At 27.1% G+C, this 19,568-nt stretch carries 13 protein-coding genes, 1 other RNA gene and 1 pseudogene; 13 read left to right on the top strand and 2 right to left on the bottom strand.

The window, feature by feature from the left end; all coding sequences use genetic code 11:
* Nucleotides 1–66: 66 nt before the first annotated feature.
* Nucleotides 67–4,800 (top strand): immunoglobulin-like domain-containing protein, encoded by a 4,734-nt coding sequence (locus tag ACUN06_RS11135; protein ID WP_449389807.1) that lies wholly within the window; start codon nt 67–69, stop codon nt 4,798–4,800.
* 235 nt (nt 4,801–5,035) lie between these two features.
* Nucleotides 5,036–5,369, top strand: a transfer-messenger RNA (tmRNA) gene (gene ssrA / locus ACUN06_RS11130).
* A 341-nt stretch (nt 5,370–5,710) separates the two neighbouring features.
* On the opposite strand, the gene ACUN06_RS11125 is transcribed toward ssrA, so the two are convergent.
* Complete coding sequence (locus ACUN06_RS11125) at nt 5,711–6,676, bottom strand: IS30 family transposase (RefSeq protein WP_449389806.1); 966 nt, start codon at nt 6,674–6,676, stop codon at nt 5,711–5,713.
* 534 nt (nt 6,677–7,210) lie between these two features.
* Between ACUN06_RS11125 and ACUN06_RS11120 the strand changes: the two genes are divergently transcribed.
* On the top strand, nt 7,211–7,921 hold the full coding sequence (locus ACUN06_RS11120) for a LytR/AlgR family response regulator transcription factor (protein ID WP_302538591.1): 711 nt from the start codon (nt 7,211–7,213) through the stop codon (nt 7,919–7,921).
* 34 nt (nt 7,922–7,955) lie between these two features.
* Nucleotides 7,956–9,221 carry a sensor histidine kinase gene (locus tag ACUN06_RS11115; protein ID WP_449389805.1) on the top strand — a complete coding sequence of 422 codons (1,266 nt, stop codon included), beginning with the start codon at nt 7,956–7,958 and terminating at the stop codon, nt 9,219–9,221.
* A 119-nt stretch (nt 9,222–9,340) separates the two neighbouring features.
* On the opposite strand, the gene ACUN06_RS11110 is transcribed toward ACUN06_RS11115, so the two are convergent.
* Complete coding sequence (locus ACUN06_RS11110) at nt 9,341–9,487, bottom strand: ribbon-helix-helix domain-containing protein (RefSeq protein ID WP_294126155.1); 147 nt, start codon at nt 9,485–9,487, stop codon at nt 9,341–9,343.
* Nucleotides 9,488–9,591: 104 nt separating this feature from the next.
* Between ACUN06_RS11110 and tnpA the strand changes: the two are divergent.
* From tnpA to ACUN06_RS11065, 9 genes and pseudogenes are all read left to right on the top strand, one after another.
* Nucleotides 9,592–9,984, top strand: a pseudogene (gene tnpA, locus ACUN06_RS11105) (IS200/IS605 family transposase).
* Between the two features lie 17 nt (nt 9,985–10,001).
* Nucleotides 10,002–11,075, top strand: a complete 1,074-nt coding sequence (tnpB, locus tag ACUN06_RS11100) for an IS200/IS605 family element RNA-guided endonuclease TnpB (protein ID WP_449389804.1) — start codon at nt 10,002–10,004, stop codon at nt 11,073–11,075.
* A 251-nt stretch (nt 11,076–11,326) separates the two neighbouring features.
* Complete coding sequence (locus ACUN06_RS11095) at nt 11,327–11,962, top strand: hypothetical protein (protein ID WP_449389803.1); 636 nt, start codon at nt 11,327–11,329, stop codon at nt 11,960–11,962.
* A 92-nt stretch (nt 11,963–12,054) separates the two neighbouring features.
* A complete protein-coding gene (locus ACUN06_RS11090; protein WP_449389802.1) occupies nt 12,055–12,579 on the top strand; it encodes a hypothetical protein in 525 nt (174 codons plus the stop codon).
* Nucleotides 12,580–12,621: 42 nt separating this feature from the next.
* Nucleotides 12,622–14,721, top strand: a complete 2,100-nt coding sequence (locus ACUN06_RS11085; RefSeq protein ID WP_449389801.1) for a hypothetical protein — start codon at nt 12,622–12,624, stop codon at nt 14,719–14,721.
* Nucleotides 14,722–14,843: 122 nt separating this feature from the next.
* The gene (locus ACUN06_RS11080) at nt 14,844–17,099 is read left to right on the top strand and encodes a hypothetical protein (protein ID WP_449389800.1); all 2,256 of its coding nucleotides are present in this window, start codon (nt 14,844–14,846) and stop codon (nt 17,097–17,099) included.
* 46 nt (nt 17,100–17,145) lie between these two features.
* Nucleotides 17,146–17,679 carry a hypothetical protein gene (locus tag ACUN06_RS11075; RefSeq protein WP_291735805.1) on the top strand — a complete coding sequence of 178 codons (534 nt, stop codon included), beginning with the start codon at nt 17,146–17,148 and terminating at the stop codon, nt 17,677–17,679.
* A gap of 22 nt (nt 17,680–17,701) precedes the next feature.
* On the top strand, nt 17,702–18,844 hold the full coding sequence (locus ACUN06_RS11070; RefSeq protein WP_449389799.1) for a hypothetical protein: 1,143 nt from the start codon (nt 17,702–17,704) through the stop codon (nt 18,842–18,844).
* A 265-nt stretch (nt 18,845–19,109) separates the two neighbouring features.
* The gene (locus ACUN06_RS11065) at nt 19,110–19,568 is read left to right on the top strand and encodes a hypothetical protein (protein ID WP_294127749.1); all 459 of its coding nucleotides are present in this window, start codon (nt 19,110–19,112) and stop codon (nt 19,566–19,568) included.

Here is a 19,568-nt window from a genome sequence, read left to right as displayed (position 1 = left end):
TATTTTTAATTGAAAGGGGTTATCTCTTTTATGATAGCCCCTATAAAGTACGGAAGGAGATAAGTTATGAAAAATAATAAGCTGAAGCCAACTGTAAAAACAGCTTTGGTATATACATTAGCAGCAACTTCAACAGCTGCAATAGCTTATGCAACACCTAAAATTATAGAAAATAAATCTAAAAATACAGAAAATAAATTTGTATTAGATGTAAAAAAAGTAGATTCAGATACAGTTAAAGTATCATTAGATAATATAGAAGATATTCCAAAAGCTCTTCAATTTAGCTTAAAGTTAGATGGAATAGTTTTAAAAGAGCAAGATGGAAAGCCAGTAATAAAGGATTTAATAAATCCAGCAAAGTCAGATAAGATAATAACAGATTATACTTATAATAAAGAAAATAATACAATAGATGTTTTAATAACAGCACAAGACTCTATACCAAAGACTGGTAATGAAATTGATGTTTTTGAGTTAGATATACAAGCTTCTAATGATAATTCATCAAGAAAGTATAAAATAAAAAATGAAGAAAGCTCTGAATATAAATATGTAAGTAACACAAATAAAGAATATGTAAGAAGTGTAAGTGTTAAAAATGAAGAATTAACATTAAATACAAATCCTACTGTAAAGATGAAAGAAGGTAAGTCTTACATAGAAATTACTGAAGGAGAAACAATTCAATTAACAGAAGAAGTTTTAAAAGAAAAAGGTTTAGAAATAGAGGATGCTGATAAAGATAAAATAACTTTAGAAGTTAAGGATGCAAGTGATAAAAAAATAACATCATTTAAAGGAACTGAAGAAGGAATATATGATTTATATATTACAGCAAAAGATGATTTTGGTGGAGAATCAAAAACTTTAAATGTACAATTAAAAGTTAATGCATCAACTGTAGGGCCTGCTATTACTAAAAATGGAAAAGATCTTGAAGATGTTACTATAAATGCAGGTCAAGCATTTAATTTAATGGATAGCGTTAAAGCTGTAGATGTTAATGGAAATACAGTAAATGTTAGTGTTTCATCAGATAAAGAACTTAATTTAGATACAGAACAAGACACTACATATGTTATAACATATAGTGCTACTGATAGTCGTGGTAGAAAAACAGAAAAAACTATAAACTTAACAGTAAAAGGTAATAAAGCACCAGTAATTGAAGGTGTTAAGAACCATACTTTAAAAGTTGGAGATAGTTTTGATCCAAAGGCTGGAGTTACTGTAAAAGATGAAGATGAAAATATAGAATTAGTAGTTGAAAGTAATGTTAACACAAATATACCAGGTGTTTACAAGGTTATATATAAGGCTACAGATAGTGGAAATAAAACAACTATAGTTGAAAGTTCAGTTGTTGTAAATCCAAAAATGACTACACTTAATAAAATTCCAGTAATAAATGCTCAAGATAGAATAGTTCAATTAGGAGAAGAGTTTGATCCTTTAGAAGGAGTAACATCAACTGATGAAGAAGATAAAGATCTTACTGAAAAAATAAAAGTTATTAGAAATGATGTTGATACAAAAGTTGCAGGAGATTATACAGTTGTATTTAGTGTAACAGATAGTCAAGGTGCAACAGCAATACATGAAATGCTAGTAGTTGTAAATCAACCACCAGTAATACATGCAGAAGATAAAGTTATAACTGTTGGAGATGAGTTTAAAGCATTAGAAGGAGTAACAGCAACTGATGATGAACAAGGTGATATAAGAGAAATAGAAGTTGTAGAAAATAATGTTAAAACAGATACTCCAGGAGAATATACAGTTACATATAAAGTAGTAGATAAACTTGGTGGAGTAGCTACAAAAACAATAAAAGTAACTGTAAAAGAAAAAGTTACTTTAGTAGAAAATGTAGTTATAAACAATAGAGTTAACAATTTATATATAGGAAGCAACCAAGTATTAAGTGCAACTATAACAAATGAAAATGCAGATAAAAAAGATGTAGTATGGACAACTAGTGATGAAAAGATAGCATCAATAGAAGCAGATGGAAATACTGTTAAAGTAATAGCCAAAGCAAAAGGACAAGTAACTATAACAGCAAAAGCTACAGATGGAAGTGAGAAAAGTGATAGTATTACTATAGATATACAAGATTACAAAGACCATGTAGTAGATTTAGCAAAAGATATTATAGATACTAACGTTGTAACTCCAGTAAATGGTTCAGGTCAAAAAGACTCTCCAGTACAAATGGAAGTAAAAGATGTAAATATAAAAGAGTTTAATGTATTTTTAAAGAAGGTTAAGAAATTAAATCCAGAAATACAAAGAGAATATACTGATGGAGAATTTACAGTATATCAAATAAAAATTCAAAATAATTCATTAATGTCTAAGTTTATAAGAACTCTTAAAAATGAAGAAACAAATGAAGCTTATATAAACATAAAAATAAAAAATTCAGTAGCAAATAGTGAAGAATTAAAATCAGAGCTTAAAAAAGTATTAACTGAAAAAGATGAAGAAATAGTAAAACCAAGTATTCCAGGTGGAATTATAAATGCAATTCCAAAAATTGAAGCTAAAGATAGACTTATAAATGTTGGACAAAAGTTTGAACCTTTAGAAGGGGTAACAGCAACTGATAAGGAAGATGGTACTATAACTAAAATAGATGTTATAGAAAATACTGTTAATGAAAATGTTGCTGGAACATATAAGGTTACATATAAGGTAACAGATAGTAAAGGTGCAGAAGCTAGAAAAACAATAACAGTAATTGTAAATGCATTACCTGTAATAAATGCAGAAGATAAAGTTATAAAAGTTGGAGAAGACTTTAATCCATTAATTGGTGTAACAGCAACTGATAAGGAAGATGGAGCTATAACTAAAATAGATGTTTTAGAAAATACAGTTAATGTAAATGTTCCAGGAGAATATAAAGTTACATATAAAGTAACAGATAGTAAAGGTGCAGAATCTACTAAAACAATAAATGTAACTGTAAAGAAAGAAACTATATTAGCACAAAGTGTAACTATAAATAATAAAATTAATAGCTTATATGTAGGAAGTAATAAAACATTTACTGCAACTGTAAATGAAGAAGCTGATAAAAAAGATGTAGAGTGGTCAGTAAGTGATGAAAATATAGCATCAATAGAAGTTAATGGAAATAGCGTTAAAGTAATAGCAAAAGCAAAGGGACAAGTAACTATAACAGCAAAAGCTACAGATGGAAGTGAAAAAAGCGATAGTATTACTATAGAAGTACAAGATTACAAAGAGCATGTAGTAGATTTAGTAAAAGATATTATAGATACTAATGTTGTAACTCCAGTAAATGGTTCAGGTCAAAAAGACTCTCCAGTACAAATGGAAGTAAAAGATGTAACTGTAGAAGAATTTAATAAATTCTTAAATAATATTAAAAAATTAAATCCAGAAATACAAAATGAATATGTTGATGGAGAATTTACAGTATATCAAATAAAAGTTAAAAATAATTCATTAATGTCTAAGTTTATAAAAGCAATTAAAAATCAAGAAACAAATGAAGCTTATATAAACATAAAAATAAGAAATACAGCAGAAAATAGTGAAGAATTAAAAGCAGAACTTAAAAAAGTATTAACTGAAAAAGATGAAGAAATAGTAAAACCAAGTATTCCTGGTGGAATTATAAATGCAATACCTCAAATTGAAGCTTCAGATAAAGTTATAAATCTTGGCGAAAAATTTGAGCCTTTAGAAGGGGTAACAGCAACTGATAAGGAAGATGGAAATATTACAAAAAATATAAAAATTATAGAAAATACAGTTAATGTAAATGCTGTTGGAACATATAAGGTTACATATAAGGTAACAGATAGCAAGGGTGCAGAAGCTATAAAAACAATAATTGTAACTGTAAAGAAGGATGCTGTATTAGCACAAAGTGTAACTATAAATAATAAAATTAATAGTTTATATGTAGGAAGTAACAAAACATTTACAGCAACTGTAAATGAAGAAGCTGATAAAAAAGATGTAGAATGGTCAGTAAGTGATGAAAATATAGCATCAATAGAGGTTAATGGAAATAGCGTTAAAGTAATAGCAAAAGCAAAGGGACAAGTAACTATAACAGCAAAAACTACAGATGGAAGTAATAAAGTTGATACTTTCACTATAAATGTAGAAGAGTATAAAGATAATGTAGTAGATTTTATTACTGATATTATAGACACTGAAGTTGTTTCAGCTATAGCAGGTTCAGGTGAAAAAGATTCTCCATTACAAATGGAAGTACAAGAAGTAAGCTTAGAAAAATTTGCTGGTTTCTTAAATAACATTAAGGAATTAGATGCAACTGTAGAAGATAAATATACAGATGGAAACTTTATAGTTTATAAAATAAAGGTTAAAGATACATCATTCATTTCTAAAGTTGTAAAAACTATTAAAAATGAAGCTAATGATGAAGCTTACATAGAAATAAGAATATCAAAAGACTTAGAAGAAGCAAGTTTATTTGAAGCAAAATTAGAAGAAGTTATACCTAAAAATGAAGATACAAGCAAACCAGGTGATGAAGAAAATAAACCAGGAGATGAAAATAAACCTGGAAGTGAAAATAAACCAGGAGATGAAAATAAACCTGGAAATGAAAATAAACCAAGTGTAGAAAATAACTCTGAAAATCAAGAAACTTCAAATGATAAAGTTACTACAGAAAACTCTAAAAATGATAATTTACCTAAGACAGGAAAAAGAAATGTATTAGCATATATAGGATCAGTTACTATAGCTGCAGGTGCATTATTAGTAGGTAAGAAAAAGAAAAAATAAAATTATAAAAGCAAAATAAATTTATTTATTATCATAAATTTGTTTAAAGCATATAATAAAATATATTAAAGATGGTAAGGCTTATGAAAGCATAGGTCTTATCATTTTTTTGTAATAAAAATAGTAAAGTTGACAGTTAAAAATATATGATTTATAATAAAATCACGATGTTAATAATCAATTGAAAATTAAATAGGTAAAGCGTTTATAACCTATTAACCTAACATGGGGGCGTTTTGGCTTCGACGGGGGTGTGATGGGTTTGATAAGCGGGCCGAGTAAAGCATGGACGACTCGTTAATAAGCTATGCATTAAATATAAACGCAGAAGACAATTTTGCATTAGCAGCTTAATATAGCTTGCTCATCAGTCCAGGATGCCTACGTCTTGGGTAGCTGGTGTCATTAAAGTAGGGAACGAAGTCTAGCAAAGCTTTGAGCTAGAGGGGTATTTATGAAGCTAGGGAATTAGGAGTTTGTTTGTGAGCGAACTAAGGACCGAATTTTTAGTCACATAACTATGCTCGTAGAAAGTCAGGCTGGTCTGCTTTCGGACAGGGGTTCGATTAAGAAAGATAGTCGCCTTAAGCAGTGATGTTTAAGTGATAACTTGGCTTTATCGGTGAAACCGTAACAGAAAATGCTGACGGCAATACCGAGAGGTATGTAAAGAAATTTAACAGCCTCGTATCGACTTATAGGTTCCTAAGGATAATCTATGGAATACTAGGATAGAAGATATAAACTATACTAAGCTTCTATAATATGCCAAGCTACTATTTAAAATAATAGTAGAAGATATAGTCAGTGCCATATAGAAATAATGGATGCGCATGACCCCTCGCCTCCACCAAAAAAATCACTATAAGTTAATACTTATAGTGATTTTTTTATTTGACGAATTGTCAAGCTAAGTGCAACACTTAGCTTGTTCTTCGTTAAATGCTTTTAACGGTGTCTTGTATCCAAGACATTTCCGTGGTCTATTATTTAAAATATCCTCAACAATATCAACATGATTTTGATTTATAGTAGAAAAATCAAATTTTTTAGGAAAGAATTCTCTAATCAAGCCATTTGTATTTTTATTAGTTCCTCTTTGCCATGAACTGTAAGCATCAGCAAAATACACATCTAAGTCTAATTTATTTTCTAACTCTAAATATCCAGCAAATTCTTTACCACGGTCTACAGTCAATGATTTTAAATTATTCCTACCAAATTTGCCTAATGCAATAATACAATGTTCATTAAAAGTAGAAGCTTTTCTATTTTGCATTATTCTGATTTTTGTTAAACGTGTTTTTCTTTCAACGAAAGTTGAAAGACACGCCTTAGATTTTCCCCTACTTGAAACAATAGTATCAAGTTCCCAGTGTCCAATATCTAATCTTTTTCTTACATCTTTAGGTCTTTGACTTATTGTTTTCCCTATATTGAATTTACCTCGAGTTTCTCTTGGTTTTAGTGATTTACCCTTCCTGCGAAGCAGGTCAACGGAACAGTGCTCCAAAATACCTTTATATAGCCAAGAGTATATAGTGCTAAATGAAATTATTTGTTTATTAAATTCAAGTTTTAGACGACCTGAAATCTGTTCTGGAGACCAGTGATTATTTAGCTTTTCTTGAACATAGTTTACTAACGAAGCGTTAGCAATTTTTCCATGAGGTTTACATTTAACTCTTCTGTTTTCATATTTATCTTGAGATACATGAGCTTTGTATCTTCCATTAAGATTGTTTCTTTTAATTTCTCTTGAAATACTTGATTTATTTCTGTTGAGTTCTTTGGCTATTTTAGATAAACTCCATCCTAAATTTAAATATTCTACTATACAACAACGTTCATTTATAGTAATATGTTTATAGCTCATACAGTCACGTCCTTTAAAGTGGTTTTCTAGTCAATTATTACTTTAACATGAACGTACCCGTATGGGTTATTTTTTTTGCAATTAATTAGTGTTGCACTTGATATTGTAATTTATCATTTAATAAAAGTTTATAAAATAAATTGTAGAAAAATGGCGAAAAAAAGAAAATTGTGATATAATAATAAAACATAATTAAGTAAAACAATTAAAAAAACATAAAAATATACAAATGAAAATGTATTTTAAAGGTAAAAATACATTTAAAGGAATTTTTTGAAATATAAAATAGTGATTTGAGAATGAAGTTGACTATTTTAAATAATTAAAGGGTATAATAGAAATAATTAATACAATAAAAATAAGTCAACAAAAAACTATTCTAAATCACCCGATAGAATAGTTTTTTTTATTTTAGTGGAAAAATAATTATCAAGGTTAGGACTTACATCCGCTACATTAAAAGGATAGCGGTTTTACGCCAGTATGTATAAAAATTAGTTGTGATTGTGTTTTATGTTAAGGAGGATTATATAAATGAAAATAGCTATATGTGATGATCAAGAAATACAATTAGAGTTAATGGAAAGATATATAAAAGAATGGGCTATTAAAAATAGCGTAGAAATCTATATAGATAAATTTAATAGTGCAGAAGAATTTTTATTTGAATGGGAAGATTATGAAAAATATGATGCTATATTTTTAGATATAGAAATGAAAAAAATGTCTGGCATTGAATTATCAAATATAATTAGAAAGAAAAATAAAACTGTTAATTTAGTTTTTGTTACAGGTGAATTTAAATATGCTCTTCATGGATATAAAGTAGGTGCACTACAATATTTAATGAAGCCTATAAAAAAAGAAGACCTTTTTGAATGTTTAGATATAATTAAAGAAAAAATAAAAGTTACAAATGATAGTGGAAATTATATAACTATAGAACTACCAAAAAGAAGTATAAAACTTAATTGTGAAACTATTGAATATTGCATTATGTTTTCGCCATATATAGACATTTATACCACAAGCGATAAAATTACTATTAGAAAAAAGATAAGTGATATGGAACAAATGTTACCAAAGGGAAATTTTGTTAGATGCCATAGATCTTACTTAGTAAATATAAAATATATAAAGGTAGTAAATAAAGATACAATTACATTAGAAAGTGGAATAAAAATACCTATAAGTAGAGGAAAGTATGAAGAAGTTAATGAAGCTTTTATAAATTATTTTTTATAATTAAAAACTTTAAAAATATTATGGGGGTATTAATATGATATTTACATGGAAGTTTATAAGTGATTTTATAGCTATATTCATGCCAATATATTTTTTAAATAAAATAATGCCAACACAAAAAAAGAAAGTATATATGTATTACATTCTTATAATAGGTGTGTTATATCCAGTTATGTTATTAATAAAAGATGGATATTATTTAGATATTTATTTCAAGTATTTTATATTTATAATAACATTAATTTACCCAATAGTATTTAGAGAAGGGAGTTTAGCTAAAAAAATATTTTGGGTATGTTTCTATTTATCAGGTATATCAACAATATCATTACTTTGTGCATCAATTGTTATTTTACTATATAAAAATAATATTATTGAAGCAAACTATTTATATAGTGATAACTTTATATTAATGCGTAGAATTATAGAGCTTATATACATATATATAATTTCAGAAAATATAGGGTTCATAAGATATGTAAATAATAAAATATTATCAGTATTAAGTTTTACTTGCATAGTTAGTCTCGTAATAATAAACTTTGTAGGAAAATACATAATAGAATATTATAATTATAAAACTTATGATTTAGTTATTATAGTTTCTGGAATGATATTTCTTCAAATATCAATTTTTTACATAGTAAATTCAATTTCAAAAATAGTTGAAGAAAAGCTAGTTTTAGAAATCGATTTAAAAAGTAAGCAAAATGATGAAGATATAATTAGAATGCATAAAGAAATGATAGGATGGAGACATGATATGAGAAATCATGTTAACACCGTTTTAGGGTTAATTGAAAGAAATGCATCAAATGAAGCAATTGAATATATAAAAGAAGTAGATAAAAGAACTAGTGATTTTGAAAAAATAAGATATACAGATAATGTGGCTTTGGACTCTATTTTAACAAGTAAAATTAATTTAGCTAAGGAAAAAGGGATAAATGTTAAATTGGAGTTAAATATAAGTTGTGAAATAAAATTAACTAATATAGAAATATGCACTTTATTAGGCAACTTATTAGATAATTCTATTGAAGCTTGTGAAAAACTTGAAAAAGATAAAATTATAGATTTAAAAATGTTAGCTCAAGAAGATAAATTAATTATAAAGATAAAAAATAATACAAATGGAAAAGTAAATAATGAAAATGGTGTTTTTAAAACAACAAAAACAAGTGGTATTCATGGAATTGGATTATCTCAAATAAATGATATTATAAAAAAACATAATGGATATATAAAAAGAAGTCATGAAAATAATGTTTTTAATACTAATATAATGATAAATTACTAAAAAGAGTTAAAAATTGAGAAAAGCAAATTAAGTAAATGGTTAAGTAATTATTTATTTAAATTTGGATAGGAGAAATCCCCTATAGTCTTTAGCTTAGGGGATGAATCTGTAAAAAAATATTAACTTTTATGTTTTTCTAATAAATCAGATAAAGCTTCATCAAGTAATTTAGAAATAGGTATTCTAGTCTTTTCTGACAGTTCTTTTAGTTTATTATATAATTCAGTATTAATGGCTGAACCTATTTTAGTTCTATTTTTTAGCATATGCAACACTCCATTGAAAATATTTATGTATATATTATATAAGATAAAAACAGTTCTTGCAAGTGGTTCTACTTTACAGTAAAATTATATTTGTGAGGTGAATAATATTGTATACTAGCAAAAATCACAGTAAATTCATATTAAGGTATCATATTATTTTTGTATGTAAATATAGAAAAAACTTAATGATACAATATGGAGAATTTGTGAAAGAAACTATGGTATCTATATCACAAAAATATGATTTTGAAATACTGGAAATAGAAGTTGATAAACATGTTCACTTATTAGTGGAAAGTGAACCTAAAGTATCACCCTTTATGATAGTTAGAATATTAAAGCAACAAATTACAATTAAACTATGGAATGAATTTTCAGATGAATTATGTAAATACTTTTAGAAAGAAAGAACATTTTTTACTGATGGTTATTTTGTATCTACTATAGGTGAGGTAAGTGCAGAAACATTAAGAAAATATATTCAAAATCAAGGTTAGAAAGGAGGAAACAAAATATGTTGAAAGCTTATAAATATAGAATATATCCTAATTTAGAGCAAAAAGAATATTTAGCAAAGACATTTGGTTGCAGTAGATTTATATATAATAAAATGTTAGCTGATAAAATTGAGTATTATAAAGAAACTGGTGAGATGTTAAAGAATACACCTGCACAATATAAGAAAGAATTTGAATGGCTAAAAGAAGTTGATTCGTTAGCGTTAGCAAATGCTCAACAAAACTTAGAAAAAGCTTATAAGAATTTTTTTAGAGATAAATCTATAGGTTTTCCTAAGTTCAAGTCTAAAAAGACTAATTATCATAGTTATACTACTAATAACCAAAAAGGAACTGTTTATATTGATAAGGGTTATATAAAAATACCTAAATTAAAAACTATGATAAAAATTAAATATCATAGAGAATTCAAAGGATTAATTAAATCTGCAACACTTTCTAAAACTCCAAGTAATAAATATTTTATATCTATATTAGTAGATACTGAAAATATTAAACTTCCAAAGAGTAATAAGAAAATAGGTGTAGATGTTGGACTTAAAGAATTTGCAATATGTAGTAATGGATATAGAGTATCAAATCCAAAATACTTGAGAAAAGCAGAAAAAAGGTTAGCTAAGTTACAAAAAGATTTATCAAGAAAACAAAAAGGAAGTAATAATAGAAATAAAGCTAGATTGAAAGTAGCTAAATTACATGAAAAAATTACTAATCAAAGAAAGGATTTTTTACACAAGTTATCTACTAAGTTTATAAGAGAAAACCAATCTATAGCAATAGAAAACTTAAAAGTAAAGAATATGCTTAAAAATGATAAATTATCTAAAGCAATAAGTGAAGTTGGCTGGTATGAATTCAGAACAATGTTAGAATACAAGGCTGATTGGTATGGAAGAAATATTGTAGTTGCTCCAGCTAATTATGCAAGTAGTCAATTATGTTCAGAATGTGGATATAAAAATAAAGATGTAAAAAACTTAGCATTGAGAAATTGGACTTGTCCGAAATGTGGTGTAAGCCACGATAGAGATATAAATGCAAGTAAGAACTTACTAAAATTGATAGTGTAACTATTGATTATATTGAGGTCGGAACGATCTTGTAAGCTTGGGTAAACTTATTCCACTAGGAATATTGACCAAGAAGCTTCTAAGTCTTTAGCTTAGAGGTAGTTCACATATAAAATTCTACAATTTACGACAAAATAATAAAAAAATATTAAAAACACATTATTATAAATAACAGAGACAAGCTTGTTAGCAAACAAGTCTTGTAAGAGAAAAATAATTATACATATACAATAATGGAGGGAATTTTTATTATGAAAAAGAAATTATTATCATTAGTTTTAGCAGGAGCAATGGTTGCTTCAACTTCAGTAAGTGCATTTGCTGATGCAACAATAACAAATCCAGATACAGAAGAACCAACAACAAATATTTCAATTACAGGTAATGTTCAAAATGATTCAGGTGAATTGCCAACAGGAACATTTAATGTAACTATTCCAACTACAGCATCATTTACAGTGAAATCAGATGGTACATTTGTAGCACCACCAGCAATAACTGTGAAAAATGATGGAAATCAAGGTATTGATATATTTGCAGCTTCATTTACGGATACTAACAAAGACGGAGGAATAACTGTTGTAAAAGAAAGTGACCTTAAAACTCATAATAGAGATCATGTAAGTTTAAAAATTAGTGGAGATTCAGGAACTGTATTTTTAGGTTCTGAACAAGGAACTGCTAATGGGCTTTACTCAAAAAGTGATTTCACTGCTCAAGCAGGTGACTTTAAATTAGCTAATATACCATCAGGTGGAAGAGGTAACTTAACTTTAAGTGGTTCAGCTGGTGATAATACCTCAGTAGAGTTAGATGAAAGTATAAAAGCTAATGGTGTACAAGATACGTTTACACTAACATTAAAAATTAAGAAATCTGCAAAATAATAAAATTAACTTTAAAAATCCATAATAATTTAATTATTATGGATTTTTAACCGATAAGGGTTTATAAATACTAAAAGAAAGGGGATATTATCATGGATAAAAAAGTTGAAAAGAAAAACAAGGTGAAAATTATAATAATTGCACTGTTAGTTGTATCTGTTGCATCTGCAGGAGTTTATTTTGTATACAATAAAAACAAAAATAAAAATGCTGGAGCTGAAAATGGTTCAGCAGTTTCAGGATATGTTCTTGCAGATGGTGCAGAACCAGGTTTATCTGAAGAAGAAATAAAAGCTTTATTACAAAAGCAAGTTGATGATTCTACTATTTCTTTTAGTATTTCTTCAGATCCTGTATTTAAGGGGAAAAAAGCATTTATTGTTATGGCAAATCCAAGATATAATGCTTATGATATAGATTATGTTATAACTGTAGATGGAAAAGAAATAATAAGAACAGCTAAAATAGCACCTAATCAATATATTGAAGAAGTTGAATTAAAAGAAGCTTTACCTAAGGGTACTCATACTGGAGAAGCACTTGTAACTGGTTATAATAGAGAAACTGGTGAAGAAGTAGGTAAAACTATAGTTGAAATTACTATAACAGCTCAATAATTTAATTTTATATTAAAAATATAAAGGTAAAGGGGGGTGCAAATGAATAAAAAGAAAATTTTAATTATATTAAGAACAGCATTTGCTAGTAGAACAGCACATCATGTATTATCACTTTTAATTACTGCTATTATGCTTGGTGGAATTGGATTAACTTTAAGGTCAGATATTGAAGATATTAAACTTTATGTTCAATCAGTTTTAGATAGAGATCCAAATTATAAAAACTTACAAGATTCAGTAAGTGAAAATATGATTAGAGGAAAAATTGATATTGAAAGCCAACTTGTAGAAGATGATGCAAAAGAAGAAAGTAAAACTTTAGTTTCTAATGACACTAAAACCGGGTATGATAATTATACTCCAAGTAGTTCTTCTTCAAATAGTAGCAATACTTCAAATAATACTTCTTCTAGTAATACTTCTTCTAGTAATACTTCAAGTAGTATTTCTTCTAACAATAATTCTTCAAATAACAATAATAATGATAACTCTAATTCAAATAATAGCAATAGCAACAATAGTAATAAACAAGAAGAAACTGTTGATAAATCAGCTTTTAATGGTAAAGATGCAATTATTTCAGAAGGACAACCCTTTAATCCAATGAATGCATTACAACTTTATGCTTGTGATATAACTGGGGAAAATATAACAAATTCAATAGTTATTACAGAAAATAATGTTGATATATACAAACCTGGAGTTTATAAGGTAAAAGCATCTATAGCATTAAAAAATGGTAAAACTTTAGACAAGAAATTTGCAGTAAGAGTTGAACCAACTGTGTTAGATTTAGCAGTTAATGATGTTAAAGCATCTAAAACAGAGCTTAAAAAAGAAGAAAATTATACTATGAATTTTGCAGTTAACTCTTCTAAAAGTTATATAGATGTAGAAAAAGTTGTTATAAATAAAAAAGAATATGAAGTATCAAAGATACTTGAAGATGAAATTGAAAGATATAGTGTTAATTTAATGGCACCAAATAAAGCTGGATATGAATCTTTAAAATTACAAAAAGTAATAATGTCTGATAAAACTGTAGTTGATATTGATAAAACTGTTAATATTAATGTTTTAAAAGAAGATGCTGCTTTAAATGATGTTGTTGTAGAAGACGAAAGTAATGGAAATAATGCGCTTAAAATATCATTTAAGTTAAAAGATGTTGATAATACAATAAGTGAACCTAAAATTTGTATATATGATAAAGATGGAAATTTAGTTTTAGAGAATCCATTTTCAAAAAGTAAATATTCATCATATACAAAGGTTTCTACTAAAATAAATTTAGATAAAGCAGGAATTTATACTGTTAAAGTTTTAGCTAATAAAAATGATGAAGCTAAAGAACAAACTAATGAAGAAAAAAGTATTGAATTATTTTCTAAAGAAATTGCTGTAAATATGAAGGCAGTATCTGATGATGAAGATATGAGTTTATTACCTATGAATGAAAATTATGATGATGAAGGTATTGAAGCATATTCAGAGGCAAATTTAAATTCAGTATCAAATGATGAAGATATTGAGGGATATTCAGAAAGTGATGAAGTTAATTTTAGAAATATTTTAAGAACTTCAAGTGGTAATATAACTGGAAGTGATATAACAGAACAAAAACATAATATTTCTATAACAGGAAATGTTCTTAATGATAAGGGTGAAATGCCTTCAGGAACATTCCAAGTTGTAGTTCCAACAACTGCTTCATTTACAGTTAATGAAAAGGGGCAATTTTTAACTATACCATTTACAATTAAGAATGAAGGATATCAAAACATTGATATTTATGCTTATAAATTTATAGATGTAGATGGTACAGCAGGAATAAATGTTAAGCCTAAATCTGAAGTTACTGATCAATCTTCTAGAAGTGATATTGCAATGAATATTTCAGGAAATAATAGTACTGCATATTTTAAAACAGAAGATATTGATGATGAAAAAACTGGAGTTTACAATGAGTCAAATTTACAATCTTCAGCTGGTAGTAGTGGAATAAAAGTGTCAAAAATTCTAGCTGGTTCTAATGATACATTAACTTTACATGGTGAAGCAGGAAAAAATTCAAATATTGATACAGCTATAAGTAATAGATTTACATTAATATTAAAAATTAAAAAATCCACAAATTAATAATTTTAAAATCAACTTAATAAATGTATAGCTGTATATATTTTTTAAGTTGATTTTTTTGTTAGAAGAAAAAATTAACAAAAGATAAATAAAATAGAAAAAGATTTGTGGGGATGTGAGATATGAAAAAGGAAATGATTATAAATAAAATAAAAGAATTATTTTATAATAAGAAAAGGTTAAAATTAATATCAATTATAGCTATTGCTGGAGTTGTATCAGTAGTTTTAATAGTTAAAGGTTCTTATATAAAATCAGTTATTGATGGAGATCCTGGTTATGAAAAGTTAAAAGAAAAAACAGCATTATTTGCTTATAGAAAAACTATTAGTTTAAAAGAAATTGAAGAAGGTACAACAATAGCTGGTGAAGATAAACCAAAAGGGCCTATAACAGCAGCTAGTGTTAAAGGTGGATTTGATTCATATACTCCAAGTCAAATTGTAACTGCTGATTTAGAAGATAGCAGTAATAATTTTAATTACAATAACACAAATAGTAATTCTAACAACAATATAAATAATAGTAGTAATTTAAGTGATGATTCAAATAAAAATAACCAAACAGAAGATAAAACAGAAACTAAACCTAATAATGATAAAAAAGATGAAGTTGCTGTTGATAAATCAGCATTTGTAGGAAAAGATATGATAATTTCAGAAGGAGATAATTTTGAGCCTTTTGAAACATTACAATTATCTGCAAAAGATGTTGATGGAAAAAATATAACTAAAAAAATTGTTATAACAGAAAATAATGTAGACATATATAAACCAGGTTTATATACTGTAAAAGCTAATGTTCAGCTTAGCAATGGAAATATTATTTATAAGGAATTTTTAGTAAGAGTAGAACCTGTAAAGTTACAGTTAGCAGTAAATGATATTCAAGTTTCAAAGGATATTTTGAAAAAGAGAGAAAGTTATACTATGAGCTTTAAAGTAGATTCTTCTAAAGATTATATAGATGTAGCAACTGTTAATATTAATGGAAAGATGTATTATCCAAATAAAACTACTAAAAGAAGATTCTTTAGTAAAGATGATGTTTATACAATTCAATTAGTGGCAAATGATAAAGCTGGAGTTGAAGATATTAATTTTAATACTATAACTATGACTGATGGAACGGTTGTTGATATTAATGAATTAAAAACTGTGGAAGTTTTAAAAGATGAAGCTTCTATAAAAGATATGGTTATAGATAATATAAGTGATGATGGAGAAGTTGCAATATCATTTTTTATAAAGGATATTGATGATACTATTAGTAAAGCTAAACTTTATGTTTATGATGAAGAAGAAAATGTAATAGTTGAAAAAGAAGTTGAGAAGAATAAAACTATAAACTCTATATTAAATGTAAATAAAAATGGAGTTTATAAAATAAAAATAGTTGCAGATGAAAATGTTGAATTTGTTGCTCAAAATACTAAGGATTCAAAAAGAAAAGAGCTATATTCAACTTCAATAGAAGTTAAGAATGCTAGATTTTCAGATGATAGTATAAAGGAAGCAAATGTAGATATAGCAAGTTATATAGTTTATAATGATGAAAATGATTTTATTAATCAATTATCTTTTGCACAAATAAAGGCTGGAGATGGATTAGAAGAAGATACAGATTCAGAAAATCCTGATGGAAGTGATTCAAGTGATACAACGATAGACCAAAATCCAGGAAATTCAGGATCAGCTGGTGGAGCTGGTGGTTCTGACTCAAACACTCCAAGTAATGGAAATGATGGAAGTGGAGCTACAGAAAAAGCTGATGTTTTTATTCCAGATAAAAATAATCCTCAAGGAGAAACAAGTGAGCCTAAATATACTAGAGGATATACAACTAAAGATAAATTACATGTAGTAATACCAACTAAAGGTAAAATGAAGGAAGATGCAGGAGAAACACCACATGGTAGATTTAATGTAACAGTTCCAACAACTGCAAGTTTCACTGTGAAAAATAATTCTGAATTTATTGGAACATCAATAAAAATTACTAATAACGGAGAAAAGCCTGTAGATGTAAGTGTTGCTAACTTTATAGATGTTGATGGAGATTATGGAATAAAGCTAATAACTGATACAAATGTTGATGAGAATAAAAAGAGGAATGAAGTTAATTTATTCCTTGAAAATACTTCTGAAAATAAGAAGATATATTTAGGTAATAAAGAATTATATTCAGATTTAGGTACAGAAGCAATTACTCAGGAGGAAAAGAAGAAAATTGCTAAAGTTTTAGCTGGAAGTACTTCTACAATAAATATATCTGGAAAAGCAGGAACATCTTCTGAAGCAATAGAAAAACCTATTGGAAATACATTTACATTAATTTTAAAAATTAAGAAAAACACTGAAAGTAATACTTCAAAATAATTAAAACCTTATTATATTGAAAAATATAATAGAAAGGATAATAAGTATGGAAGATAATTCAACTAAAAACAATTCTTCAATGAAAAAAAATATTAAGATTTTTTTAGCTATAGTTATTTTAATAGGAATAGGTGTTGGTTTTGGATTAAGTTTAAATTTTGCTAATGATAATTTTGGTCAATCTAGTGGAGCTATAATAGAAGATGGTGTTATAGCAGGATATACAGCAGAACAAATTGCAGAAATTATGCAAAGAAAAGCAGATGAATCTACATTTTCTTTTGAAGTAAATGCAAGACCTACATTTAAGGATGGAAAATCTGAAGGTAATTTAAGAATTTATAATCCACCATATAATAAGTATGTAATAGATGTAGAAATAAAGCTAGATTCTAATGATAAAACAGTATTTAAAAGTGGTAAAATTAAACCAAATCAACATATAGAAAATGCTAAGTTAAGTAAAAACCTTAAAAAGGGTGAATATGAAGCAACAGCAACTATAAATGCTTATGATTCTGATGGTGAAACATTAATAGGTGTATCTGCAGCGAAACTTATTATAAATATTGAAAATTAATTAGTGATGGGGGGATTTTTATATGATGAAAAAGAAAATTTTAAGCTTATGCATGGTAGCTATTATGCTAAATTTTTCTGTAGAAAGTTATGCATATTCACTAAATAATATTCAATTAGCTACTAATTCAGATTCAACTAGTACTCCATCAGGTGGAGATACACCATCAGGAGATGGAGGAGCAGAGCAACCTCCAAGTGCACCACCAGGTGGAAGTAATAGTGGAGATTCAGCTCAGCCTCCAAGCAGTAGCGGAGGCAGTACAGGTACTGGAGGAGCTGGGAGTTCAACAACAGCTCCAAACACTCCTCTGCCTAATAAAGGTGGAAGTAATAGTGTAGAATTAGATGGTGGAATAGGTGAATGGGGTCCTGATAAGGATAAGAATTTACCTAACTTTAATGGAACTGAAGGTAGTGAAAAACCAGATGTTGATAATGAACTACAAAAAGGTGAGTATTTTACTATATCAGCAACTGTTCCATTAAATATGGAGTTTTTAATAAAAAATGAAAATGAAAATGGAAGTTCGCCTAATGGTAAATTTATTACACCTTATTATAAAGTTATAAATAATGGTTCTCATAAATTAAAAGTTCATTTTGAATCGTTTGAATATGCAACTTCTTCAACTACTAAAACTAGTGGATTAATAACAGAAAAATTAGAAAAATTATATGTTGTTGATAATCCAACTCCAAATAACAATAAAGTTGAAATGAAGTTAAATTTAACATATGATAGACCTTCTAATTCATATTTAAAGAGAATTAATTTAGTACCACCTGAAAATTCATCAACTATAACTTCAAGATTATTAAAATCAAGTAATTCAGTTGAACAAGAATTAGGTGAATTAGACCCAAATGAACAAGCTAGATTATATTATGGAAGTGATTTGTGGGAATCACCAAAATCAGAAGGTATTAATAAAGGTGTTGAAGCTAATTTTAATTTAAAGTTAGCATTTTCAATAGAGGGTAAAACTACTGAAACTAATCCACCTTCAGGATCACCAGGTGATACAACACCAGATACTTCACCAAGCCAACCACCAAGTGCTCCTACACCAAGCCAACCGCCAAATGGCACTACACCAGGTGATACATCTCAATCATCACAAGGTAGTAGCACACAAGGTCAACAACCAAATGGAGATACATAAAGTGAGGTACAAAATCCAGCAGGAAATGGGCAACAAGGACAAAGAAATTAAATATTAAAAATAAGTAATAAAAATATTATTTAAAATGAGGCAAATTCCCTTAGCCTAATTAAATGAAGCAGAGAGTATAAAAAGTTAATTTGAAATTTTTTAAGTTGGTTATGAGAAATTTTTATTCATAACCAACTTTTTTTATAGTAAGAATTTTTATTAATTTTATTGGATAAAATAAAAAATAATTAATTATATAGAAAGGTGCAAATATATGAAACAAGATAAAACATATAAATTATTAATAATAGCGTTAGTATGTGCAGTTTTAATTATATTTGGAATAGTTATTATGAATAGTAAAAAGGAAGAAGTAAAACAAGAATCAAATATTACTATGAAAGACTTACCTTTAAAAGTAGAGGCGATTCCTATAAGTTTTAATATAGTAAATACTGCAGAAGGAAATATATTAGAATGTACTTATAAAAATAATTCAAATGAAGATATATCTAGATTAACAATACAAGTTAAGTTTAAAGGTACTGAAGAAATAGTAACTTTATCTTGTAATGAAGTTGTAGAAGCTGGAAATGAATCAGTGAAGTTTACTGGAAAAGGGCCAGCAAGTGGTAATATTGATGATGTACAAATATTAAAATATAAAATATCTACAGCAAATGGAACATATATGGAATATGATTCAGAATTAAATCAATACAATTGGTCATAA

Source organism: Clostridium sp. ETTB3 (assembly GCF_053571985.1).
The sequence above is the reverse complement of the archived record's forward strand: the minus strand, read 5'-3'. Positions and strand labels throughout refer to the sequence as shown.